Source organism: Hallerella succinigenes (assembly GCF_002797675.1).
In the GTDB taxonomy this organism is placed as follows: domain Bacteria; phylum Fibrobacterota; class Fibrobacteria; order Fibrobacterales; family Fibrobacteraceae; genus Hallerella; species Hallerella succinigenes.
On sequence record NZ_PGEX01000001.1, the window covers coordinates 630,439 to 654,802 of the forward strand.

The 24,364-nt window shown below is 50.3% G+C and carries 21 protein-coding genes and 1 tRNA gene; 17 read left to right on the forward strand and 5 right to left on the reverse strand.

Annotation, left to right across the window (positions count from 1 at the left end; translation table 11 throughout):
* Positions 1–10 precede the first annotated feature (10 nt).
* The 4 genes from BGX16_RS02710 (at position 11) to BGX16_RS02725 (ending at position 7,366) form a co-directional block, all read left to right on the forward strand.
* Positions 11–1,540 carry a carbon starvation CstA family protein gene (locus BGX16_RS02710; protein ID WP_100424680.1) on the forward strand — a complete coding sequence of 510 codons (1,530 nt, stop codon included), beginning with the start codon at positions 11–13 and terminating at the stop codon, positions 1,538–1,540.
* A gap of 195 nt (positions 1,541–1,735) precedes the next feature.
* On the forward strand, positions 1,736–3,139 hold the full coding sequence (locus tag BGX16_RS02715; protein WP_100424681.1) for a TolC family protein: 1,404 nt from the start codon (positions 1,736–1,738) through the stop codon (positions 3,137–3,139).
* Positions 3,140–3,154: 15 nt separating this feature from the next.
* Positions 3,155–4,207: an efflux RND transporter periplasmic adaptor subunit gene (locus BGX16_RS02720; protein WP_100424682.1), complete on the forward strand. Its 1,053-nt coding sequence runs from the start codon at positions 3,155–3,157 to the stop codon at positions 4,205–4,207.
* Between the two features lie 15 nt (positions 4,208–4,222).
* On the forward strand, positions 4,223–7,366 hold the full coding sequence (locus BGX16_RS02725) for an efflux RND transporter permease subunit (RefSeq protein WP_100424683.1): 3,144 nt from the start codon (positions 4,223–4,225) through the stop codon (positions 7,364–7,366).
* A 56-nt stretch (positions 7,367–7,422) separates the two neighbouring features.
* On the opposite strand, the gene BGX16_RS02730 is transcribed toward BGX16_RS02725, so the two are convergent.
* Positions 7,423–8,127 carry a DUF2334 domain-containing protein gene (locus BGX16_RS02730; protein ID WP_157797837.1) on the reverse strand — a complete coding sequence of 235 codons (705 nt, stop codon included), beginning with the start codon at positions 8,125–8,127 and terminating at the stop codon, positions 7,423–7,425.
* Between the two features lie 51 nt (positions 8,128–8,178).
* Here BGX16_RS02730 and BGX16_RS02735 point away from each other — a divergent pair, with 51 nt between their 5' ends.
* From BGX16_RS02735 to BGX16_RS02795, 13 genes are all read left to right on the forward strand, one after another.
* Positions 8,179–8,820 (forward strand): HAD family hydrolase, encoded by a 642-nt coding sequence (locus tag BGX16_RS02735; protein WP_100424684.1) that lies wholly within the window; start codon positions 8,179–8,181, stop codon positions 8,818–8,820.
* 3 nt (positions 8,821–8,823) lie between these two features.
* A complete protein-coding gene (gene miaB / locus BGX16_RS02740) occupies positions 8,824–10,149 on the forward strand; it encodes a tRNA (N6-isopentenyl adenosine(37)-C2)-methylthiotransferase MiaB (protein WP_100424685.1) in 1,326 nt (441 codons plus the stop codon).
* Between the two features lie 9 nt (positions 10,150–10,158).
* A complete protein-coding gene (locus BGX16_RS02745) occupies positions 10,159–11,070 on the forward strand; it encodes an SPOR domain-containing protein (protein WP_100424686.1) in 912 nt (303 codons plus the stop codon).
* A 57-nt stretch (positions 11,071–11,127) separates the two neighbouring features.
* A tRNA-Leu gene (locus BGX16_RS02750) sits at positions 11,128–11,211 on the forward strand.
* Between the two features lie 23 nt (positions 11,212–11,234).
* Complete coding sequence (locus BGX16_RS02755) at positions 11,235–12,005, forward strand: hypothetical protein (protein WP_100424687.1); 771 nt, start codon at positions 11,235–11,237, stop codon at positions 12,003–12,005.
* Between the two features lie 5 nt (positions 12,006–12,010).
* Entirely contained in the window at positions 12,011–12,358 is a 348-nt protein-coding gene (gene panD / locus BGX16_RS02760; RefSeq protein WP_100424688.1) for an aspartate 1-decarboxylase, read from the forward strand.
* Between the two features lie 65 nt (positions 12,359–12,423).
* The gene (locus BGX16_RS02765; protein ID WP_100424689.1) at positions 12,424–12,771 is read left to right on the forward strand and encodes a LytR C-terminal domain-containing protein; all 348 of its coding nucleotides are present in this window, start codon (positions 12,424–12,426) and stop codon (positions 12,769–12,771) included.
* Positions 12,768–13,379, forward strand: a complete 612-nt coding sequence (rsfS, locus tag BGX16_RS02770; protein ID WP_100424690.1) for a ribosome silencing factor — start codon at positions 12,768–12,770, stop codon at positions 13,377–13,379. The genes BGX16_RS02765 and rsfS overlap by 4 nt, the downstream gene beginning before the upstream one ends.
* On the forward strand, positions 13,366–15,078 hold the full coding sequence (gene argS / locus BGX16_RS02775; protein ID WP_100424691.1) for an arginine--tRNA ligase: 1,713 nt from the start codon (positions 13,366–13,368) through the stop codon (positions 15,076–15,078). The genes rsfS and argS overlap by 14 nt, the downstream gene beginning before the upstream one ends.
* A gap of 17 nt (positions 15,079–15,095) precedes the next feature.
* Entirely contained in the window at positions 15,096–16,139 is a 1,044-nt protein-coding gene (locus BGX16_RS02780; protein WP_100424692.1) for a CofH family radical SAM protein, read from the forward strand.
* Between the two features lie 65 nt (positions 16,140–16,204).
* The gene (locus tag BGX16_RS02785; RefSeq protein WP_100424693.1) at positions 16,205–16,687 is read left to right on the forward strand and encodes a hypothetical protein; all 483 of its coding nucleotides are present in this window, start codon (positions 16,205–16,207) and stop codon (positions 16,685–16,687) included.
* A 12-nt stretch (positions 16,688–16,699) separates the two neighbouring features.
* Complete coding sequence (locus BGX16_RS02790) at positions 16,700–18,517, forward strand: UbiD family decarboxylase (RefSeq protein ID WP_100424694.1); 1,818 nt, start codon at positions 16,700–16,702, stop codon at positions 18,515–18,517.
* A gap of 16 nt (positions 18,518–18,533) precedes the next feature.
* Positions 18,534–20,177, forward strand: a complete 1,644-nt coding sequence (locus BGX16_RS02795) for a hypothetical protein (protein ID WP_100424695.1) — start codon at positions 18,534–18,536, stop codon at positions 20,175–20,177.
* Positions 20,178–20,185: 8 nt separating this feature from the next.
* Here BGX16_RS02795 and ribD read toward each other — a convergent pair whose 3' ends face one another.
* The 4 genes from ribD to BGX16_RS02815 are packed head-to-tail and all read right to left on the reverse strand — an operon-like array spanning position 20,186 to position 24,343.
* Positions 20,186–21,217 carry a bifunctional diaminohydroxyphosphoribosylaminopyrimidine deaminase/5-amino-6-(5-phosphoribosylamino)uracil reductase RibD gene (gene ribD / locus BGX16_RS02800; protein ID WP_157797838.1) on the reverse strand — a complete coding sequence of 344 codons (1,032 nt, stop codon included), beginning with the start codon at positions 21,215–21,217 and terminating at the stop codon, positions 20,186–20,188.
* On the reverse strand, positions 21,204–22,076 hold the full coding sequence (locus BGX16_RS02805) for a PAS domain-containing protein (protein WP_100424697.1): 873 nt from the start codon (positions 22,074–22,076) through the stop codon (positions 21,204–21,206). The genes ribD and BGX16_RS02805 overlap by 14 nt, the downstream gene beginning before the upstream one ends.
* A gap of 38 nt (positions 22,077–22,114) precedes the next feature.
* The gene (locus BGX16_RS02810; RefSeq protein WP_157797839.1) at positions 22,115–22,840 is read right to left on the reverse strand and encodes a hypothetical protein; all 726 of its coding nucleotides are present in this window, start codon (positions 22,838–22,840) and stop codon (positions 22,115–22,117) included.
* A gap of 45 nt (positions 22,841–22,885) precedes the next feature.
* Positions 22,886–24,343, reverse strand: a complete 1,458-nt coding sequence (locus BGX16_RS02815) for a lamin tail domain-containing protein (protein ID WP_100424699.1) — start codon at positions 24,341–24,343, stop codon at positions 22,886–22,888.
* Positions 24,344–24,364: the final 21 nt, after the last annotated feature.

Here is a 24,364-nt window from a genome sequence, read left to right on the forward strand (position 1 = left end):
GGTTATTCAAATGATTACATTCCTCATCGGCGTAGCCATCCTGATCGGGGGCTATTTTACCTATGGAAAATTCGTGGAGCGCGTTTTCGGTCCAGATGACCGAAAAACTCCTGCTATCGCTCACCCGGACGGCGTGGACCGAATCGTTCTTCCCCACTGGAAAAACGTACTCGTCCAACTGCTCAATATTGCAGGTATCGGACCTGTCATCGGCGTCATTCTCGGCATTAAATTCGGCGCCATTGTCTTTTTGCTGATGCCCCTCGGCAACGTTCTCGGCGGTGCTGTGCACGATTATTTTTCGGGTATGGTCAGCATGCGAAATGACGGCATGAACGTGCCGGCCCTTTCCCACAAGTTTCTAGGGAGAGGCCCTTCGAAAGTCGTGATGATCTTGATCGCAGTCGCCCTGATCTTTGTCGGCGCAGTCTTTACGAACACGCCGGCAGGCCTTATCAACACACCGGTTCTCGTCGGCGAAGGCAACACGTCCCCGACGATTTTCTGGGGCGCAGTCATCTCCATTTTCGTCTATTACTTTATCAGTACTTTCTTCCCGATTGACAAAATTATCGGCCGAATCTACCCGATTTTTGGCGGTCTTCTGATTCTCGCTTCCATCGCGATTCTCATCGGAATCCTCCCGGAAATCGGTACTTTGGATGAATTCTGCCTTTCCGATTTCTGGAGTAACTTCCACAAGCATCCGACCGGTCAGCCGATCATCCCGATGCTCTTTGTGACCATTGCCTGCGGTATCATCAGCGGATTCCACAGTACCCAAAGCCCGATTGTCGCACGTACGGAAAAGTCCGAACACGTCGGTCGTCAAACCTTCTACGGCATGATGATTGTCGAAGGCTTGATCGGTATGATTTGGGCTGCAGGCGGTATGTATATTTACCACAAGATGCCGGAACTCATCTCCGGTGCCTCGGGCGTGCGCGTTTTGAGCGAACTTGTGACCACCGTTCTTCCGTTTGCCCCGATTTCGATCCTCGTGGTCATCGGTGTGATTATTCTCGCGGTGACAAGCGGCGACACCTCTCTCCGCAGCCTGCGCTTGACCATTGCAGAGCTTTTAAACTTTGACCAATCGAGCCCTAAAAACCGTCTGATTTTAACAGTCCCTATCTTCGCCATTTGTGCACTGCTCATCTTGTGGAGCAATTTCAACAAAGACGGCTTTAACATTCTTTGGAATTACTTCAGCTGGTCTAACCAGGTGATGGCGGTTTGCAGCCTTTGCGTTTCGACCGTCTATCTCCGCGCCAAGAAGAAAAACTTCTGGGTTGCTTTGATTCCGTGCATGTTCATGACCTTCATCGTCTGTGCCTACATTTTCTGGGTAAGCCCGGAAAACCTCGCCGGCGCTCCGGTCGGCTTTGGCCTGCCGTATAAGGTGGCGATCATGTTCGCCTTGCAAGATGCCATCATTCTCGGATTCTTGCTTTGCGCCCGCGGCAAGGCTTTAGCCGATATGGGCAACGCATTCCAGCCGGACTTCTGGGATTCCAGCCGAGAATTCCAAAAAAAATAATTCCTTTTTGAGTGCAAATAACCAAAAACGTCGCTTTTATGCGGCGTTTTTTTTCTTAAACCCGTCATCTATCCGTGCATTAAGCACTTCATCGCCTTAGGAGCCTCCCCCCCATTCTTTGAAATTCCCTTTTTTGTTAATTTTGGAACACAAGATGATTAATGTAAACAAAGAACAACAAAGGATGATTACCGAATGAGTCGATTCCTTTCGAAATTCACGCTGTTTGGAGTAGGAGTGCTCGCCGCAATTCCGGCTTGGGCAACTTCTTACACACGTGACGAAGCCGTCAAAATAGCGCTCGAAAAATCCTCCACCATCAAAACCGCCGAAGAAGAATTGATCTCGGCGAATTCTCAGGTGGACGCCGGATACGGCAACGCGCTCCCGTCGATTGACCTTGACGCAACCGTTACCCGTATCTTTGGCTTGGATGACGTAAAAAAGAGCCACGATCTTTCCAACGCCGCATCCCAAATGGACGCCGGAACGGACGAACCTTATGCAGCAGACGTTCTCGCTCCCGCCATGGACAACTTGATTTACGGCATGAAGAGCCAAGGTTACCGTTGGCAATCCAGCGTGGGCTTGACTGCAACCCAAGTGATTTACGCCCAAGGTAAGGTTGGAACCGGCATTGAAATCGCCAAGACTTACAAAAACTTGAAAGAAGTGAGCCTCGAAAACGCCAAGGCAAACGTGCGTTACGACGTCGAAAACGCCTTTGACCAGCTCATCTTCCTCGACTCCTCCATCGCGATTCTCGAAACGAGCATTGACCAAACGCAAAAGCACATCGACTTCGTCAACAAGTCCGTCGAAAGCGGCCTCGCTTCGGAACTCGACCAGATTCGCGCCCAGCTCGAACTCGACAAGCTCAAATCGACCCTCGAAAAGACAAAGAAGAACCGCGTTCTCGCCCGCAACAATCTCTTGAACACCATGGGCCTTGAATGGGATTCCGATGCTCAGTTCGAAGGAGAGCTCCGCTTCCCTTCGGACAATCTCCCATATCCGGATACCGCCATGGCAAATGTGAAGAAACGTCGCAAGGAACTCGCCCTTCTCGATGCCCAGCAGAAGATGGCCGAAAAGAACATCGAAATTGAAGAAGGCGGATTTAAGCCGACGCTCGTTCTCGTGGGTGGGCTCAAGTATTCGAACAACAAGAACAAGTTCCACGAATGGGACGCTCCGGACTGGGACGACAACATCAACAAGTACGTCGCCCTGAACCTGACGATGAACCTCTTCAACGGTATGAAGACAAAGGAATCCGTCGTCCAGGCAAAGTCCAGCATGCGTAGCGTCCAGATTCAAAAGGAATCCACCGAACGCGCTTTCCGCGTGCAAATTGAATCCTGTGCAAACACGCTCGAAGACGCGAACAACCAGATCGAAATTCAAAAAAATCAAGTCAATTTGGCCCAGCGCAATTTTGATTTGACTGAAGCTTCGTACAAGGTGGGAAGATCCACCCAGCTCGACTTCCTCGACGCATCGCTCAAACTCCGCTCTGCAAAGAACGACTACCTTCAGGCGATTGTCGACTGGAACAAGGCTTATAACGCACTCCTTCAGGCCACCGGTGAATATTAATAAGTAGAGGAATCCATGAACAAGACATTCAAAACCCTCCTGACCATTGCAACGGCATCCATGCTCTTGGCTGCCTGCGACCAGAAAGAAACAAAGACGGAACCGGTCGCCAAGAAAGCGTCCACCATCGAAGAAATCCAAAAGGAAAAGGGTAAGCCGGCTCGTATCGCCAAGGCCTCTACTCAAACGATTACCGACGTCCGCAAATTCAGCGGTTCGATCGAAGGCATGCAGCAGAACAGCGCCATCTGCAAGATGGGCGATCCGCTCGCTAAGATCCACGTACAAGTTGGCAGTACCGTGAAGAAGGACCAGGTCCTTGCTGAATACCTCTTCACCGGCGACAACACCCAGTACCAGCAGGCCGCAGAACAGGTGAAGCTCCTCGAAGCCGCCACCCAGCGTATGCGTGACGTCTTTGACAAGGGCGGCATCAGCCAGCAGGACATGGATGCCCAGGAAACGAATCTGAAAATAGCCAAGATGAACTTGGAAACCGCTCGCCGCGCCTCCCTGATTCTCGCTCCTGAAGCAGGTGTCGTCACCGAACTCAAGTTCAAAGAAGGCCAGACTCCGGGAGTCGGTGGCGTACTCGCCACGATCGCGAAGCTCGACAATGTAATCTTAAAGCTCAACGTCACAAGCCAGGATATCGGCTACTTCAAGAAGGGCGCTGCCGCTACTGTAACCATTGCCGGTGAAAAGATGAAGGGTAAAGTTTCCCTGATTCCTCTCGCCGCCAATCCGACAACTCGATTCTTCCCGGTAGAAGTGACCTTCAACAACAAGGGTAAGAAGCTCCTTCCGGGCATGTACGTGACCGCAGAACTTGACGCTCGCCAGGTGAACGGTGTTGCAGTTCCGACCGAAGCCGTTGTTTACCGCAACGGTTCGAATGCCGTCTGGATCGTGGACGAAGAAGGCAAAGCCCGTCGTAAGCTCGTGAAGCTTGGCGTGCAGACCAAGGAATTCATCCAGATCGCTGAAGGCCTCGAAGGCAACGAATCCGTCATCGTCGAAGGCATGTCCCGCATGAACGATGGCGACAAGGTCCTGGTTGTCGAATAAGGGAGGCTTTTCCGAATGATTAAAGCAAGTATTTACAAACCGATTACCATGCTCATGGTCATTTTGGCCATCGTGGTGTTCGGTCTCTACACCTACTCTATGATGGTGGTGGACTTGATGCCGAAATTTGACATCCCTGTCGTCACCGGTACCATCGTCTATTCGGGCGCTAACCCGGAAGAAATCGAAACCACCATTATCAAGCCAATTGAAGACCAGGTGGAACTGGTGGACGGTATCGACTATGTGCAGTCCATCTGTATGGAAAACTACGGTATCATTATCGCCATGTTCAACATGGGTATCGACGTGGACGTGGCGGCTAACGACGTTCGTTCCAAAATCGAACTCGCCGCAGCAGACTTCCCGGATGCAGTCGAAGCGCCTGTTATTTCGAAGGTGGACATTAACGCTTCTGCTATTATGTCCATTTCTTTCACGGGTCCGCTGAACTCGACAGAACTTCGCCAGAAGGTGGAAGACGAAATCGAACCGCTCTTCACTTCCGTTTCGGGCGTGGCGAGCGTGGACATATTCGGTGGTACGACTCGCCAGATTTCCATTGAGCTCGACAAGGAAAAGATGATCGACCGCAATGTGGACATTACGACGATCATGGGACTTTACGGAGCAACGAACGTAAACAACCCGGTCGGTGAAGTGATCGGCAAGCACAAAAACACCTCTGTTCGTACGGATGGCAAGTTCAAGACTCTCGATGAAATGCGCAACTTGGACATTCCGACGTCCATGGGCGTTATCAAACTTTCTGAAATCGCAGAAATCAAGGATACCGTCGAAACCATTACCTCTGCTTCCCGTTTCAACGGCCAGAGTTCAATTTCCTTGGATATCAAAAAGCGTTCCGACGCGAATGTGGTGGAAGTTTCGGAAGGCGTTCTGAAGCGCATGAACGAAATCAACAAGACCCTTCCGGAAGGCTTCGAACTTCACCTGGTCTATGACAAGAGCGAATCGGTGAACGAATCCATTGACAACGTGATTCAGAACATCATGATTGCCATTGCTTTGACCGCCGTTCTCTTGCTCCTCTTCCTCGGTAAATTTTCGACGATGATTATCGCCGCTCTCACGATGCCTATTTCCGTGATCGGAGCCTTTACCCTGATGTACTTTGCTGGTTTCGGCATCAACATGATGTCCCTCATGGCACTATCTTCATCTGTAGGCCTGTTGGTGACGAACTCGATCGTGGTGCTTGAAAACATTAGCGCAAAGCTTGGCGAAGGACTCGACCCGAAGGAAGCCGCTTACAAGGGTACAAGCGAAATCATGGTGGCTATCATGGCTTCCACTCTGACTAACGTCTGCGTGTTCGTTCCTATCGCGTTCATGAAGTCTATTGTGGGTATTTTCTTCCGCACCTTCGGTATGACGATGGTGTTCGCAACGGTCGTGTCCCTGATCATAACCTTTACCCTGACTCCGCTGATGGCGGCCTACCTGTTCAAGGGCAAAAAGAAGGACGAAAACGGCAACATCATCGAAAGCAAGCCTTCGATTGGCGAACGTATTTTCGGAGTCTTCCCCACGGTACTGAACGGCATCCGTTTCGTGTACTTGAAGACCCTTTCCTTCTGCCTTTCTGTTCCGGGTGTTATTTTCCAGGTTCTGGCTCTCGTGGCCATGCTGATGTTTGTGGGCTACATGACAACCAACAAAATGACCGTGGAACTTTCCCCGAAGCAGGACCAGGGCATGATTTCTGTGATGCTTGAAATGCCCGTGGGTACCAACATCGAAACAACCGACAGTGTTGCACGCATCATCGAAAGCCGCATCAAGGATGTTCCTGAAATCGTGCATTACAGCGTGACCGTCGGTGGCTCTAACGGTATGACTTCCGTGAACCAAGCATCGCTCCGTATCAAGCTGTTAAAAGACCGCGAAGGCCGTACCCGCAGTACCGACCAGATTGTGGACTCCCTACGTCCCTACTTTGCAAACATTCCTGATGCCTACATTTCTATCAAGTCTACTTCCGCTTCTGAAATGAACAACAACTCCAGTGGCGACGTGGTGTTGGAAGTCAGCGGTCTTAAAATGGATTCCGTGGTCAAGGCCTCTCAAATCGTGCTAGATCGTATCAAAGACAAAATCGACGGTATCGTGGATGTGAAAACAAGCTACGAAGCCGGTAAGCCGGAAATCCGTTTGATTCCGAATCGTCAAGCTCTTGCCGATTACGGCGTGACCCTCAAGACTGTCGCAACGTACAACTATATCGCTGTAAGCGGTTACGAAGCAGGTCAGTATTCCGAAGACGGTGAAGAATACGACGTGTACGTTCGCCTGCAAGAAAAGGACAGACAGAGTCATAGCGATATCGAGACCCTGCCGCTCCTCACCCCGAAGGGCTACGTGAATACAAGCGAACTCTTCTACGTAGAAGACGGTGCAGGCCCAACCCGTATTGACCGTAAGCGCAAGCTGAGTCGTATCGACATTTCCATGAACCTTTTGCCGGGTCACACGACCGGTGAAATCATGGGCAAGCTGGGAAAACTCACTTCCGAAATGGAGGACGAAATTCCGGAAGGCGTTTCCTTCGGCTTCGGTGGTAACGCCGATATGCAGAACGATATGGTGCAGGAATTCATAACCGCTATCATCATGGCCATTCTCCTGACCTACATCTTGCTGGTGGCCCTCCTGGAAAGTTTCGCCCAGCCGTTCATCATCATGACTACGATTCCTATGGGTGCAATCGGTGTGTTCCTCGCTCTTATCTTTACCGGCAAGGCACTGTCCATGATTTCCCTAATGGCTATCGTGATGCTTATCGGTGTGGTGGTGAATAACGCGATTCTACTTCTGGACGAAGCCAACAGGCTATTGCGTAGCGGCGCCATGGGCAGACGTTCTGCCGTAATGACCGCAGCCAAGACCAAGTTCCAGCCCATTGTGCTTGCAACGTTTGCCTCCGTGGTGGCTCAGCTTCCGCTGGCTTTCGCCCTGGGTGGTGACGTGGCCGCCATGACCCAGCCTATGGGTATTGCCTCGGTGGGTGGCTTGATTGTGTCCGCACTTCTCACCATGTACCTGGTGCCCACCTTCTTCTGGCTCCCGAACGCAATCTTCTCCAAAGTGAAGACGAAAAAAGATAAATTCATTCAAAAGCGTAAGATGCTCGCATAAACTCTGAATTCAAACGCAAAAACGGCTGATCAAAGATCAGCCGTTTTTTTTACAAATTAAAGATCTCGGTAAAAGATCTGCGTTCGTTTTAAAACCGCATATCGCGTTAAATTCAAGATTCGCGCTTCGCCGATAGTTTCAAAATCCACCGGATGGAATACGAGGCGAGGCGTTCCAAGCGGAGAGCGGAGCGCTAAGCACGCCGATGTCTGAGCCACGTTCAGCGAAAGCTGCGGAAGGCCTGCAAAGCTCAATGCCGGAGAAAGAATCTTTTGCGACTTCTTGTAAACGGCAAAACGGTCTTCATAAAAATCAAATTTGCTTAGCACCTGTTCCTTCAAATGGGCATTCCCATACCAAGCGGGCGGTACAAATCCCCGCGGAAGGTCCAAGCCCAAAGCGCCCCAAAGAACCATCCCCTGTTCTAATAACCTGAAAGAATCGAAGTCGTCAAGCCCCGCAAATTCCGCTTCGTTTTCCGTCAGCGCAAGAGCCTTTTTGCCCCAAAAGTTACGATCTATGGAAGTTTGCGCCATGTGACGCGTTCCGTGCAGCAAAAGTTCAAAGCCGTCCCGTAAAAGGCTTTTAAGTTCATTCTTCAAAAAATCCAGATCCGCTGCCGAAGCCCGCACAGCATCGGGAATCACGGCGACCGTAATCGGCGAATTAGCCGACTGTGCGATACGCCGAATTTGCCCCACCGCTTTTTTTGCATTTTTAACCGAAAGGTCGTGATAGCAGAGAAAGAATTTAGAAGCCATATATGGCGAAGATAATAAAAAGCCTTTGTGCGAAATACTAAATTTGGGACGATGAAAACAAAATCCCTGTACATTTTCGACATGGACGGTACACTTTTCAACACGCTCGGCGATTTGAGCGTGGCTGTGAACCATGCGCTCGCCGCTTTCGGGTTGAAAACTTTACCGACGGAAAAAGTGAAAAGCTACATCGGAAACGGTTCGCTGAAGCTGATTGAACGCTCTTTGGAAGGTGCCGACGCACCCCTTCTTGAAGTGCACAAATGCTACTCCGAATTTTACGCACAACACTGCTTGGAAAAAACGGTACCGTATCCGGGTGTCGTAGAATTTTTAAGGAACTTCCCGGCCAAAAAGGCGCTTGCAACAAACAAGCCGCACACACCAGGCCTTGCTCTTTTAAAACACTTTGGTTTGGAATCCTATTTTGAAGCCTTTGCCTTTGGCGATGAAGATACGCCCCGGAAGCCGGACGCGGCCCCCTTCTTGAAGGTCCTGAATGCCACCGGAGTTTCTAAAGAAGATGCCGTGATGATCGGTGATGACGCTCCGGATATTCTCGGAGCGAAAAATGCAGGCATCGACAGCGTCTTTATCGAAAACGGTTTTGGCAAGCGCGCGAGTTTTGCACCTGTGGAACCGACTTATTCTATTGCCCATTTTTCGGACCTCGTCCATTTACAGTTCCGCTAATCTATGTCTTTGCATTATTTAATCGACACTTACGGCTGTCAGATGAATGAGTACGATTCCGCACTCATCGCTTCCATGCTTGAAAAAAACGGTTGCGAACCAACCGAAGATCCAAACGAAGCCGATCTTTTCTTTTTCAACACATGCTCCGTACGCGAAAAAGCGGAAGAAAGCGCCAAGGCACGAATTTCCAAGATGAAATTCTACAAGAAGCGCCGACCATGGATCAAATTCATTGTCACAGGCTGCATGGCGGAACATTTGGGACCCCGTCTCATCGATCAAGTAGATTGCATCGATTACGTCATCGGTCCCGACAAGTACAACCAGATTCCGGAAATTTTGTTCAAGCATCCGGTTATCGTCAAAAAGCACAATGTTCAAGAACGCGTCCTCACGGGATTTGATATTGAAGAAAATTACATCGGCGAATATGCAAAGATTGCCCATCCGTTTTCTTCTTATGTGACGATTCAGCGCGGTTGCAACTTCCGTTGCAGCTATTGCATTGTGCCGTTTGTCCGCGGACGTGAAAAGTACCGTGCCGCAGACGATGTGATTTACGAAGTAGAAAAGGCGAGCGAACGTGGCATCTCCGAGATTTGCCTGCTAGGTCAGACTGTCAACGCCTACCGCAATCACGGCACGGACTTCGCCGACCTGCTGGTGAAAATTTCAGAAATTCCGGGCATTCGCCGCATCCGCTTTATGAGTCCGCATCCCCGTTTTTACACGGAAAAGCTCATCGATGTGCTGCAGAGCGTTCCAGAAATTTGCCCGCACGCCCACATTCCACTGCAAAGCGGAAGCGATGCTATTCTCGATAAAATGAAGCGTCGATACAAGGTTGATGACTTTATGCGGATCCTCGAAAAGTTCCGCGGCAAGAATCCGGATTACGGTCTCACGACCGATATCATCGCAGGCTTTGTCGGCGAAAGCGACGAAGACTTTGAACAGACTCTTGCCGCAGTCAAGGAGGCCCAATTCGACGCAGCCTTCATGTTCGCCTACAGCCCGCGCGAAGGCACCGTCAGCGCACAAGAAACCGAAACCCTTTCGGAAGAGCAGAAGCAGGAACGCTTAGCCCGCCTCGTGGAATTGCAGAATTCGATTACGCTCAAGCGCAACAAGCTGATGATCGGCAAGACCGAAGAAATCCTTGTCGAACGACCGTCGTCTAAAGATCCGAACGAATGGGTCGGCAAGACGGGTAGTTTTAAAAAGGTCGTTTTCGCTTCAAAAACCGCGAAGCCTGGCGACTATGTCAAATGTCATATCAACGAAGTCCGCGGATGGACTCTCCGCGGCACGCCTGTTACAGAATAAGAGGATACAATGCGTTTGTTCGCAAAAATTATTTTCTCTACCGCGACGACCCTTGCCACAGTCGTTTCCGCAGCATCACTTGAAGATGCGCAGAAGGCTTATGTTTCTGGAAATTGGAAAGGAGCAGCGGAAGCCTTTGAAGCGGTCTGTCCGACGCTGGATATGGCAAAACGTTCCGAATGCGCACTGTGGGGCGTTCTCGCCCGTTCGCAGACCGGAAATTCCAAAGATTTTTCCGCCGCCAAAAAAAGACTGGATAGTTTGATTTTCGCCACTGCGGATTCCTTGCCGGTGGTTTCCGATCTTTACATGACTCGTGCGCAATTTGAACTTTATTTGAAACGCCCGGATCTCTCGTACAAAAGCCTCAAGGCTTCTTACGCCAAAGCTCGTCCAAGTCAGCTCGCTGTCATCTATCAGGTCTGCCAAAGTTTATACAAAGTAAACACCATCGATTCCGTCCATAGCCTTTGCGCTGAAATCGAACGAGCAAAGACATCCCCACGAATCACTTCTAGCGAATCTCAAACCAGCACAGCCAGTTCGAGCTCCGCTCCCAAAGACAGCACCACCTGCTCTAGTTCTTCCGCTCTTTCCAGCGCATCGGAAGCGACTTCCAGTGCAGCCGAAGCCCTTTCTAGCGTAGCCGAAGTCGTACCGGCATCGGTGGACGAAGCCGCACCTACAGGCGACTGGTCCTTGCAGCTAGGCGCATTCAGCATCCAGGCAAATGCCGAAATGCTCGCAAACTCTCTCAAGGCAAAAAAAATCGACGCCCGCATCATTGAAGCAAAACACGACGACAGGACGCTCTACCTGGTGCAGACCGGAGTCTTTGCTAGCCGTGATGAAGCCTTGAAATACGGCGAAGAAGTGCTTTCCAAGCATCATTTGGAATACACGCCTGTAAAAAAGCTTTAATTTTTTCTTTTTTCTCTCAAATTTTCGTAAACAGTTCTATATTTGTGTTTACCCCAAGCCGGGGTGGTGAAATTGGTAGACGCGCCGGACTCAAAATCCGGTACTCGCGAGAGTGTGAGGGTTCGATTCCCTCCCCCGGCATTATAGAGAACTGCTGAGGTTCAATGAAGACTGCTTTCAAAATTCTTTGCGCCAGCATTTTTGCTGCCTCCGTCTCGTTTGCACAAGACGATTTTGAAACTTATGATGCAGAGGGTGAGGGCTCGACTTATTATGCTCCTGCAGCAGAAAAAGATGGGGCAAATTATTACAGCGCAGATGACGCAAACGCTCCCGAAGAAACCGTAGCGGGTTCCGCTAGTTCTTCGAGCGACGAATGGGCTGGTTTCGATTACGAAAACGCAGGCCTTACCCAATGGGAATTCCAACAGGCAAAAGAAAGCGGCATGAGCCGCGATAAGCTCACTCAGCTTACCGAACTCGGCGTCCGCCCGTCTGAATACAACCAAGAACCTTGGAAGCGTCTCGGTGTTTCCGAAGAAGACTGGCTTTCTTCTCGCGCTAGCGGCTTGGATGATTCCGATATTGACCGTACTTATAGAAATCACGCTGGAGAACAGGACCTGGCTTACCTCTCCGCTGTGATCCCGTCCCTCTATCAGTGGAAGCACGACCAAACGGTGAAAGCTATCTGGATGGATGCCCTTTGGGTTGTCGGCGTTGGCGGTCTTACTTATTTCGCAATCAATAACGATAAATACGATAACACTTGGATTTACTGGTTGATTCCGATTCTCGGTGCTCACGGGTGGTCCTTTGCTGACGCGTTCTTCGATACCCAGTGGGCGAATAACCCCGATGCAAACCGCTTTAGCCTCGGCATTGGTCCTAGCTTCGAAGGTGGTCTCGCTGGTATTCTGCAAGTGCGCTTCTAAGCAAAATGCAGATCGAACTTCTTAAATGCAAAATTCATCGCGCTACCGTGACGGACGCGAACTTGAACTATGAAGGTTCCATTACGCTCGACAGAGCTTTGATGGACGCGGCAGGCATTCTACCTTTCGAAAAAGTCGGCATTCTCGACATCCATAACGGAGCGCGCTTTGACACATACGTCATCGAAGGCGAACCGAATTCCGGTACAATCTGCTTGAACGGTGCAGCGGCCCGCATGGTCCAGAAAGGCGACCTCATCATTATCGTTTCCTACATTTCCATGACTCCAGAAGAAGCGAAGACCTGGAAACCGACGGTTGTGAAGGTCGACTCCCAGAACAAACTGCGCTAAATCGCTATATTTAAAGCGTGAATCATTCCAAACCAACGATAATTCCTTTGCTTTTCCTTGCAGGGATGTTCATCTCTTGTCAGGACGAGCCTGTGGTCGTTCAAGAAATCCGCGAAACACCGGGTGATATTCAGGTGTTGAATTCCAGCGGAATTCCGGGCGCCGCTTCCAAGATGCGCGACTACTTGCGCACTCAAGGTTTTGACGTGGTAGAAATGAGCAACGACAATCTTTGGAATTACGAAGAAACCATTATCGCCTTGCGCAATCCTCATTGGGCAGGGGCAGAAGCACTTGCCAAAACGCTTCACACAGAGAATGTAATCCCACTTGAAAACAAGCACAAACTCGTGGATGCGACCGTATATGTGGGCAAGGACTTTGAAAAATTGATACAGGCAGGAACACCATGACAACAGCCAAAAAGACAACGACTAAAAAGACGACCGCAGTGAAAAAGACCGCGGTTAAAGCCGCCGCCAAAAAGACGACTGCAGCCAAGACAACTTCAGCCAAAAAAACGGCGGGAAAAAAGACCGCAGTGAAAAAGGCAGTCGTCAATAAAACTGCCGCTACCGTCCAAAAGGCTCCGGCGAAAAAAGCCGCTCCGAAAAAGGAAGCCTTCTCGAACTCCGTAAAGACCGCAGCGGAAATCCTTTTCCAGCTCCGCGCCCAGAACCTACAGTTGATCGATCTCCGCGGTGTTTCGGACACCTCTGACTTCATGATCATCGCCACTTGCGAAAGCGAAGCCCAGATGCAGGCGATTCTCGACGAACTTTCCAAGGAATTCAAGCACCAGGGTCTGCAGCACCGCACCGAATACAAGCCGGGCATCAACATGCGCTGGGCGGTTTTCGACGCAGGCTTTGACCTGATGATCCAGCTGTTTGAAGAGACCAAACGCGAAGAGCTCGCCTTTGACAAACTCTACAGCGATGCTAAGATTGTCGACCTCGAAGAAAAGAACTTTGTGAAGACCAAGGCCAAGAAAGCAAAGGTTGAAGATGAACTCATTTAATGATGCGATAGCCCAGGCTGTTGCCGCTACCGGCGCTTTTGAACTGGAACAGGCTAAAAAGCTGATCACCGTTCCGACGGATACGGAACATGGCAACTTCACCCTTCCCTGCTTTGTCCTTGCTCGTTCCCTGCACAAGGCTCCGAAAGTCATTGCAGAAGAACTCGCTCCGAAAATTGAACTTCCGAACGGCATTTGCAAAGTGGAAGCGGTCGCCGGTTACTTGAACTTTTTCATCGACCGTAAGTTCCTCGCCAAGTCGATTCTCGAAGCCGTGTTTTCTCAGGGCCTTGAATACGGTCATGCAGAATCCAACGGTAAAGTGGTCTGCATGGACTACAGTTCCCCGAATATCGGTAAGGAACTCGCATTCCATCATTTGCGTTCGACGATGATCGGAAATTCTCTCGCTCGCATTTACAAGGCTGCGGGTTACAAGGTGGTTCGCATCAATCACTTGGGCGACTGGGGCACGGCCTTCGGTAAGCTCATCGTGATGTACCTGCGCGAAAAGCGTCCGACGGACCAGGCGACTCTCGATTCGCTGACCGTGAAGGAATTGAACATTCTTTACGCGAGCTTCTCTAAGGCTGCAGAAGCAGAACCGGGTCTCGAAGATGAAGCCCGTGCCGCATTCTCGAAACTTGAAAAGGGCGATGATTTCTACCATCAGCTCTGGCTCGCCTTCCGTGCGGCAACTCTCAAGGAACTGATGCGCATCTACAAGATGATGGGCGTCGACTTTGATTATTACACCGGCGAATCCTTCTATGAAGACAAGATGCCGGCAGTGATCCAGGACTTGGAAGCCAAGGGTCTTTTGGAACGCAGCGAAGAACGCGACGTGGTGAAGCTAGACGAATACAAGCTGAACCCATGTCTGATTCGCAAGAGCGACGGAAGTACTTTGTACGCAACGCGTGACCTCGCCGCCGCGATCTACCGCAAAAAGGAATACAACTTCGACAAGAGCCTCTACGTGGTGGACTTGGGACAGGCTTTGCACTTTAAACAGGTAAAGCTTGTGCTCAAGAAAATGGGCTACAACTGGCACGACACGCTCGTCCATATTCCGTTCGGCGTGATCCTGAACCTGATCGACGGCAAGTGGGAAAAGGGCAAGACCCGTACCGGCAAGGCAAAGCTCCTGCGTGACGTGATTGAAGCCGCTCAGCAAAAGATTTTGGACTTCATCAACCAGAAGAATCCGGAACTCGAAAACAAGGAACTGATCGCGCAGCAGATAGGCATTAGCGCCCTCACCTTCAACGACTTGAAGAACCACCGTTTGATGGACGTAAAGTTCGACTGGGACAGCGCTTTGAGCTTCGAAGGCGCAACCGGTCCTTATGTGCAGAACGCGCACGTGCGTCTTTGCAGCATTATGCGCAAGGCCGGCTACGATGTGACTCTGCAGGATGTGAACTTTGACCAGCTTTTGGACGATGCTGCCTATGAACTGATCAAGCTCCTTGCCAAGAAGTCTGAAAAGATTCTCAAGGCTTGCGAAACCGATGAACCGTGTGAACTCGCCCAGTATGCTTTGGATATTGCTGGCGCCGCACACAAATTCATCCACGACGACCGTGTTCTCGGCAGTGCAGAAGAAAAGTCCCGTCTCTTCCTCGTGAAATGCACACAGATCATTCTCGAAGACGTTCTCGTGTTGCTCGGACTCTTCCCTGTTCGCAACATGTAATCGGAATATTTCAATCCATGCATCCTTTACTTCAAAAGTCGCTTTCCTTCGAAAGGCTCACGCCCGAGGAAGCGCTTTTGCTTTTAAAGGAAGCGGAATGGACGGAAGTCGCCCAAGCGGCGAATGCGGTTCGCCATGCAAAGCTCCCCGGCAAACGGGTCGGCTATACGGTCTACCGCATCATCAATTACACGAACGTCTGCTCTGTAAACTGTAGCTTCTGTTCCTTTGCCCGCAAAGCGGGGGAACGCGGCACGTATGTGCTTTCCTTGGAACAGATCCGCAGCAAGGCAGAAGATGCCAAAAAGCTCGGCGCCGACCAGATCTTTTTGCAAGGCGGCGTGAACGAGGAACTGCCAATCGAGTATTACACGGACATTCTTCGCATGCTCACCCAAGAACTCGGCATGAGCGTTCGCGGTTTTTCGCCCGTAGAACTCGTCCGCATCGCAGATGCACACAAATTAACTCTCGTCGAACTTTTGAACATTTTGAAAGCCGCGGGCCTTTCTTCGGTACCCGGAGCAGGCGCTGAGATCCTTTCGGACCGAATCCGAAAGATTCTCAGTCCACGAAAACTTTCCTCCCTCGAATGGCGCAATACACTCGCCGTTTGCCAGAAGAACGGTCTTCCGGGAAGTGCAAACATCGTCATCGGCACTCAAGAAAATCCGGAAGATATCATTGCCCACTTAGACCTCGTCCGCGGTCTCCAGGATGAAACAGGCGGAGTCAAAAGTTTTGTCGCCTGGACATTCCAGCCGCAAACCCACGATTTCCCCATTCGCCACGTAACTCCGATGGAGTACTTGAAGCTCCTCGGGCTTTCACGCCTTTACTTGGATAACATTCGCCATATCGAGGTTTCTGTTCTCGGAATGGGAAAGGCTGTCGGAGAACTGGGACTCGTTTCGGGTGCGGACGACATCAACAGCATCGTCCTCGAAGAAAATGTTCTGGAATCTCAAGGTATCCGCGGCATTGCGGAAGCGGAAAACTTTATCCGCGGAGCGGGCTTCACCCCTTACCGCCGCGACCTGAACTTTACATGCGATCTCTAAATTCCTCGCGATTTTTTTCTAACCTCTGCATCTGAGGTGAGGATTTTATTATCTTGTAGAGTACAATGGGAAACATCATTCAAACATCCGGTTTCGAAATTCAGGAAGACAAAGTTTTTCAGTATCTTCACGCTTTCCCGCTGATTTTCGATATGAGCGATACGCCGTCGTTGCTGTATCGCTTGGACGAAGATTTGAAAATCGGTTCCACCGTTTCTTACCGTCTTGTTTCCGGCTTCCAGATTGTCAACTGGAAAGGCTTTGTTTCCTCGATCAACGGCAATTCCTGGACAGTCGAACTGAAACAGGGACCGTTCTCCATGTTCCATGCAGAACATTCCATTCAAATGACCGACGGTCTTTTGGAATGCTCGGACGCATTCTCCTACAACGGCGAACCGGTGGACATGACTAGCGTTTTGGAAAAGGCTCGTGTCGTCTACGCATTCGACGCCCGCCAAAAGTTTTTACAGGCGAAGAACGCTTTTGAATCTCGTCGCCAGACCGAAACCTTTAGAGCTTTCTCTTCTGGATTCTCTGCGGGCTAACGGAAACGCACAATGCCTTACAATTCCTTGGAAAGTGCGCTTTTAGATTTAGAAAAGCACGGGATGTTGTTGCGTATTCGGGAAGAGGTTTCCCCGGATCTCGTAATGCCGAAAATGGCAGAAATCGCGACGCGAGAATCCTTGCCAGCTCTCCTTTTTGAACACGTAGAGAATTCCCCGTTCCGCGCTGCAGCCAATATTTTTGGAACGCAAGAACGCGCCCGCTTTCTTTTTCGAAAGACTCTGAAAAAAGCAAAAACCGCGATCGCTTTCCACGGCGATCCGATGAAAATTCTCAAGAGCCCGAGCCTTTGGCCGTCGCTTCCAAGTATCGGAATTTCGGCTCTCCCGCTTCCGAGTCTGCGAGCGCCTGTCCTTGCCGAAGAAACCACACTTTCCAAGCTTCCGCAGATCCGGTTGCACCGGGACGACGGCGGCACTTTTTTAACGCTCCCGCAAGTCTTTTCACAGATGCCTGGCGAGCAAAACATGCTGAAGTCGAACCTCGGCATGTACCGCATCCAGACTTCGGGAAACGATTACGTCCAGGATGCGGAATGCGGTCTGCATTACCAGATTGAACGCAACATTGCACGGCACCACGAAGCGGCAATCGAACAGGGCGTTCCTTTAAAAGTGAGCATCTGGCTCGGCGGTCCTCCGTCGCACACGATTGCGGCGGTAATGCCCATGCCTCAGGACCTTTCGGAACTCCTCTTTGCCGGGCTTCTCGGCGGGCGCAGTTTCCGTTATACCGATTACGAAGGATGGAAAATTTCAAGCGATGCGGACTTCTGCATTTTGGGAGAACTCGCTTTGACGCTCAAACCGGAAGGTCCCTTCGGCGATCATATCGGATACTATTCCGCAAAGCATGACTTTCCCTATCTGAACGTCAAAAAAGTCTTTTGCAAAAAGAATGCAATCTATCCGTTCACGACTGTGGGCAGACCACCGCAGGAAGATTCGATTTTCGGAGAACTGATTGGTGAACTGGTCAAACCGATCGTGCCGCAGTCAGTGACGGGCATTTGCGAAATGAATTCCGTCGATGCGGCCGGCGTGCATTCCTTGCTCCTCGCCATCGGCATGGAACGTTACCTACCGTACAAGAAAGAACGCGAACCGATGGAACTTTTGAAAGAAGCAAACGCGCTTCTCGGTTTTAATCAGGTTTCGCTTTCCAAGTATGTCTTTATCGCCGCCCGTGAAGACTCTCCGCGTTTAAGCACCCGACACATCGTCGATTACTTTATTCACATTCTCGAACGTTTGCATTTGAATCAAGACATACATTTTCAAACCGAGACGACAATCGATACTCTTGATTATTCCGGCAGTACCTTGAATCACGGTTCCAAGGTAATCTTTGCGGTAGCAGGCTCTCCAATCCGTTCGCTCGGACGTTCTGCAGAAGATTTGGCGAACCTAAATTTACCGGACGGATTTTTGAATCCGCAGATTGCATTCCCGGGGGCGCTCGTCATCGAAGCTTCTCCATCTGCACAGATAGAAGTTCTTGCTTGCGCCCTTTCAAATTGGGACGCCCGTGAAAAGTTCCCGTTCGTGACCGTGACCGAAGACGCTTCGTTTGCGGCCAAGAATACGGACAACTGGCTTTGGGTCACCTTTACCCGCAGCGATCCTGCGCGCGACATCTACGGTGCGAATTCCCATTTTGAAAACAAGCATTGGACGTGTGAAGCGCCTCTTTGCATTGACGCGCGTATGAAGCCGCAAATGCAAGCCGTCGTAGAAGAAGATCCCCAAATCGAAGCCTTGGCGCGCGACATTTTGCACCGCGCCCAAAAGCAGCAATGCAGGCACTAGTCAAGCAAGGCGTCCCGTGAAAGCGTTTCCGCTGTTTAGCCACATCCTCTTTTGCGCCACGTTCTGCTTGTTAGCGAATTTCGCTTCGCCCGCTTACGCTGGCCGTTGCGGAACCCCTCTGATTTGGCAGCAACAGCGCCCCGTTGCAGAAAACGCTTCTGCACGCAGCTCGTACAAGCCAATCACCAACTGTGACGCAAGCTCCTATTACGACACCACAGCGGTCCAAGAAAAAACGACTACGCACTTTCGCATTTACTACGTGCTCGAAGGTCCCCATGCGACGAAAGAAGCCTTTATCGATACGCTCGCCGTAGACCTTGAAAAAGCCTGGGAATTTTACGTTTCAAAACTCCGCTACTTAAAGCCGATTGCCGCCGACACAACTTGGCATTACCAAAAGGCTTCACACGTAGAGCTTTTCCCAGTGGAAGTTTTGGATCTTTCCCTGGTGCGCAATAATGAATCTTTGTTCCAAGGTTATTGCGAAGGCTGCATGGGATTTGTTTTTGCGCCGGGCGAAAACGCTCAAGCAACCCAGATTTTTATCGACAACGATTTTTACTACCAGACTTCTTCAAGTGCGATTCTTCAAAGCGAATTCGACGCGAGCTGCACTTACCCCGAAGCCGACGTTCCACAGAGCAATTCCTTCAACGAAAAACTGTACCCTATGGAATTCGGCGACGGAATCCGCGTGACCGTTTTTCACGAATTCTATCACACGCTCCAGTTTGCCTATACGGAAGTCTTTGACTCTTACTGGTTCGAAGCTTCGGCGACAGCCTTCGAAGAAATCACCGTTCCGGACATCAACGATTATTGGAATTACCTGCCCACGCTTTTTTCGGCGAACAAAAAAAGTTTTTCCGATATCGAAGCGTACTCGATTGCCCTTTGGGGACTTTACAACGACAAGGAATTCGGCAGAGACTTCGACAAAAAAATCTGGGAACGTTTTAGCAAAAATTCCGACCGCTCCTTAGAGGACATCTTTGCCGAAGAATTGAACAGCCGCAAGCTCGATCCGGATTCCGCCTTTCAAGATTTTATTTCTCGCCTGTTCTTTTCAGGAGATCGTGCCTCATTCATCGATACAGCAGACTTCATTACAGGCGACGCCGCAGAATGGAATACTTCCCCGCAAATGCTTGCGGCGACGACAAAATCCGTGGAACTCGAATTCCCCGCCTTTGCCTATTACCGTCTCAAACTCGATTCGCTGCCCGACCTTTCGAATTTCCAAGGCAAGGCGAGCGTCGCCTTTTACGGCAAAAAGCAAAAGGCGCTTTTCGTTTCCCTGGATACCGCTTCCTTTACAAGCCTTGCCGCCGACATCAGTTCTGCAGAAAATGCCGTGCTGATCCTTTCCCACCTAAGGAATTCCTCTTCGACTGTACCCGCGCAAGATTCCTTGCCGATGCGCAGTTTCCCGAATCCGTGGAGAGGAGAATCCCCGCTCTGCTTTGCAGGACTTCCCGATTCGAAAAAATTTATCGAGATTCGCACTCGCTTGGGAAAATTGGTAAAGCGTTATCAATACACGGCATCGACTTTCTGTTTGGACGCAGATGAAGTCAAAAACCGTTTAGCCCCGGGCCTCTATTACTTTAGAGCGGGAGCGCGCAGCAAGCTTCAGCCGTTTATTGTAATGTACTGAGTCAAACTTTACGGAATCGGATTCAAAGCAGTCCAAAGTGTATCTTCGCCAAGGTTTTCAATCTTTTGATATTTCGGTTCTTTTCCCGTTTTCCAGGAAAGACCTGTGCCGAGCGTTTTTGCGGAACGCAAAATATAAAAACGATTCCAAAGTCCAGAGTTTAAAATGCCCTGGGCAAGCGTCGCCCCGGTTTCGACTGCCAAGCGGTGAACGCCAAGACTTGCGAAGGTGTCGAGAACGCACTTCCAGTTTTCGGTAAAATCTTGGGACGGTAACAGATGCACTTCGGCAATCCCTTCCAAGTGCGGCTGCGGATTCCGGCTAAAGACGAGCGTCTTTTTTTGCGGATCGTCAAAGAGGGAAAGCGTCGACGGTAAAACCTGAGACCCGCAGAAGACGGCGCGGCACGGGCTGTTTCCGGAGACACCACGCACCGTCAAATGCGGATTGTCCGCTAAAGCTGTTCCACCGCCGACGAGAATGAATTCAGCCATTCTGCGCCATTTGGCGGTCCAGGCGTTCGCCATATCTGCGGTAATGCGGACCGGGCTGCGGTCTTCCCGTGCAATGAAACCGTCTGCGGATTCCGCCATTTTGCATTCTACAAAGGGACTCTTGGTTTTCACAAAATAATCGTACGCTTCAAAGTAGCGGGAAAATTCCGGAGATGGTTCCACATATGTCGAAACGATTCCTGCTTCAGCAAGAATTTTTTCACTTTTCCCAAAGACCAAGGGATTCGGGTCTCGATGAGCGAAATAGACCCTTTCGATTCCTGCAGCGATAATTGCACTGGTGCACGGAGGCGTTCTACCGTAGTGGCAGCACGGTTCTAGAGTCACGTAAAGAGTTGCACCTTTAGCGGCTTCACCCGCATCACGGAGAGCCATCACTTCGGCATGGGGACCGTGGACGACCTGGGTATGACCTTTCCCGACAATTCGGCCATCTTTGACGACAATCGCTCCGACTGCAGGATTGGGGTAAGAAACTCCGATTGCGAGCAGAGCCTCTTCAAAAGCTTGATTAATGAAATTCATTATTTTGAATCCGTTGGCTGACACCGTATAAAGTATACTGTCCAACATCATCTTTTTTAAGTGTACTACGCGTCAGCATTTCCACAATGGAGCCGTCGCGATTCTTCACATGGACCTTGTGAACCTGAGGTTCATCATTCATCCGATCGCTATCCGCCAAAGCGGCAATGCGATGATTCAGCATTTCTCGGAAATAGCGGATATCTTCTTCGGGGAAAACTTCTTCATTCGAAAGGATCAGACCTGCGTCTCGATCATCCACTCCAAAACGTTCACGCGTAATGGGAGAAATCAAAACCAGCTGACGGGTCAAGCAATTCATTTCCCAAACAATGTTGAACGAGTTGTTCAAAAGGATTTCCATTTTATGGCGGGTTTCCACCAGATCCGCCGACAAGCGCATCTGTTCATTCACCGGAAAATAAGAGCAGCACAGCAAACGGTGAGAATTGTATTTGGTAAAGAAGCCGTAAACTTCATACCACTGCCACCCATAATTCACGTCGCGCAAACGAACGCGCAAGCTGTCAAAAGCGTTTTCAATCGGGTAGCCTTTTTTTTCCTTTTCACGGACTGCCGACAACGAAGTATGCAAAAGCTTCATATCGTCCGGATGGATCGTTTCGCGAATATCATGCTTGGCCACTTCGTCACGCGGAATGCCCAGCACATTCAGCAAGGCATTCGAAGCGGAAAGCACTTTCAAAGACTTCATATCAATAATGGCAAGAAGGCTTTTTGTATTCAGATCTATGAGCTTAATCAATGCCACTCGATCTTTCAATCGGGCATTTTGCACAAATAACACGATCGTTGCGATCGTCATCGCAATCGTAAATACAACAACCTCCATCATCATGTCCTCAATTTACATTATTTGACGTTAATTCAGAGAAATTACTTCGTGTTTTCTCTAAATTTACTTTCTTTTTTTTGGCTTTGAAAATCGATTTCCACCATTTTGGAATTCATATAGTCCGAATCACGGTGAATGCCGACGCCCGCGCCCCAATTTTTCAACTGGAAATGAAGCCCTATGCCCACTTTGGGCCCTGGGAAAGCCAGACTTCCTTCCAAAGCGAGCAGCCCCAATCCAAAGCGTTCTTGAAAGATCCAGAGCGGTTCTCTCTTTTGCCGCATCAAAAATAATATTCCACTTTGGAAACTTTCCCCAGGCATCCAAAAGGCATGAGCGGTCAAAGATTTTTCAAACCCGTTCCCTGGATACGTCCCCCAAACGCCCCCGCCAAACTTTTGCACGCGAAAAGCGCATCCCACCCGAACAGTCCACTCCCACCAGGAAGCTTCTCCGGGAACGATCTGCACCGCGGCAGAGCCCCCCGCTCCCCAAGTCCAGTGCAAAGTGGAAAAAGAAAGGTCGAGCCCGAAGTTTTCACTGCGGTAAAGCGAATCCAAAAAGACGCTTTCAAAAGAGATTCCCGAATAGTAACGCGCATTTCCCCATTCCGCAGCAAAGCCCAGAACCTGATAATCCACGCCTTCCATCGGTTCTGTCCAAAGAAGTCCCAGGCGAAAGACATCCGCGCGTTCCGCAGGATTTTTTCCGCCGTCAAAGAAACCCGGATTCCAAGGCTTGGGAACGCGGACTTCTGCATAAAGCATTCCCAACCCGAGCAAAAAGCATAAAAAGATTTTTTGCATCATTCCTCACGGTCGAAGCACAAGCCCGATGCGCTTTTCAAAGGCGCCTTGGGATATGCGCAAAAAGTTCACCCCCAAAAATCCTTTTTGATGCAGCGGAATTTCTGACCAAGAGTTTCCCGAAGGATCTACAGAAAGCTTTGTGCTCCACAGCAAATCGCCCTTGCCCGAAATGAGTTCTACAAGGACTTCCGATACTGCGGATTCCGAGCGCACGCGAAGCATGAGCGGTTTAGACGGATTCCGTTTGGAGAACAGGCGCGCATTCCATTCTACAGAAAAAGGCGGCGCTTTTGATTTTTCGGCGGACGTGGCAAGGCTTCCTGGAGTTTGAAATCCCGGGCTGTTTTCGGTGCGGCCGGTCGCGGCCGAAAATCCCTGTGGGCAGTGCGGCGAAATGCGCGCGTTCCTTCCCCAGATGACGGAATCTACAGGCGAAGATCCTTGGCAAAGAAAAAGCGTGTCCGCTGCATTTTTTAAGTATCCGAAATTCACCGGTAAGATTTTGACGTCGTCGTTTCCGACAAAGGTGCGCATGAGAGCGGTGTCTTTCACAAGGACCGCGCTTTCGTGCTTTTGCAAAACGGCACCCGTCAAAAAAGTTTTTTCGCTGCACAGGTTCATTAAAGAAAGGGAAAGTTCACGGGCGCCGGCGTTGTAAATTTCTATCCACTCCGGAGAACCTTCTTCTGGGCAAGGGTGCACTTCTGTGATGCGGATCGGGAATGCTCCGGGTTTTGCAATCAACGTGTCCAAGGAGTCATTTGCAGGGATGTCATCAGGCGGAAGAAAAACCTGTATTTGCAAAGCGTCCGAAGAGATGTGCGTAGAGAATTCTTTGCGACTGCCCCGTGTGAGATCACCCTGCCAAGCATTTTCCGTAAGAGATGCCGTGCTACGAAACAGAGCCTTGACCCACGCCGAATCACAACCGGTGAGCGTCCAAAAGCCTTTCCAGCCCGATGCAGAAAAAAAGACCGTGTCGATTTCAATGCGACAGTCCTGAACATCTTCTTCGAGGTAAGCGTTTGGAAGTCCGGGGCTCGCTTCGGCAAAGGTCCAAGAGTCGAAAGAGCTGTCCGTTCGCACAAAAGATTTTCCGGGTTTGGGTTTAGGAAGCGCCGCAGAATCGTTACAGGCGCCACTCCACAGAGAATATTCCGAGGAGCGGGAATTGGGAAAGCCTTTCCCCAAAAGCGCTTCACAGGCCAGTTTTTTTGATGTCGGACAAAGGCTCGTGTCGCGAATCAGGAGCAAGCGTTTCGCAGGCTCTAAAACGGTTCCCTTCCAAATCAGTTTCTGTTCAAAATAAACGGAGAGCGTATCGTGCCACGGCGTTTGCGGCAGTCGAATTTCGACGAATTCACCACGGGAATCATCCACGTCCTCAGGATCGGGAAGGATTTCCGCTAAATACGGACACGCTCCCAAGGCGGCAGCGCCAAGCCAGGTGAGCAAGTTCATGAATAAAGTTAAACGCGGTTA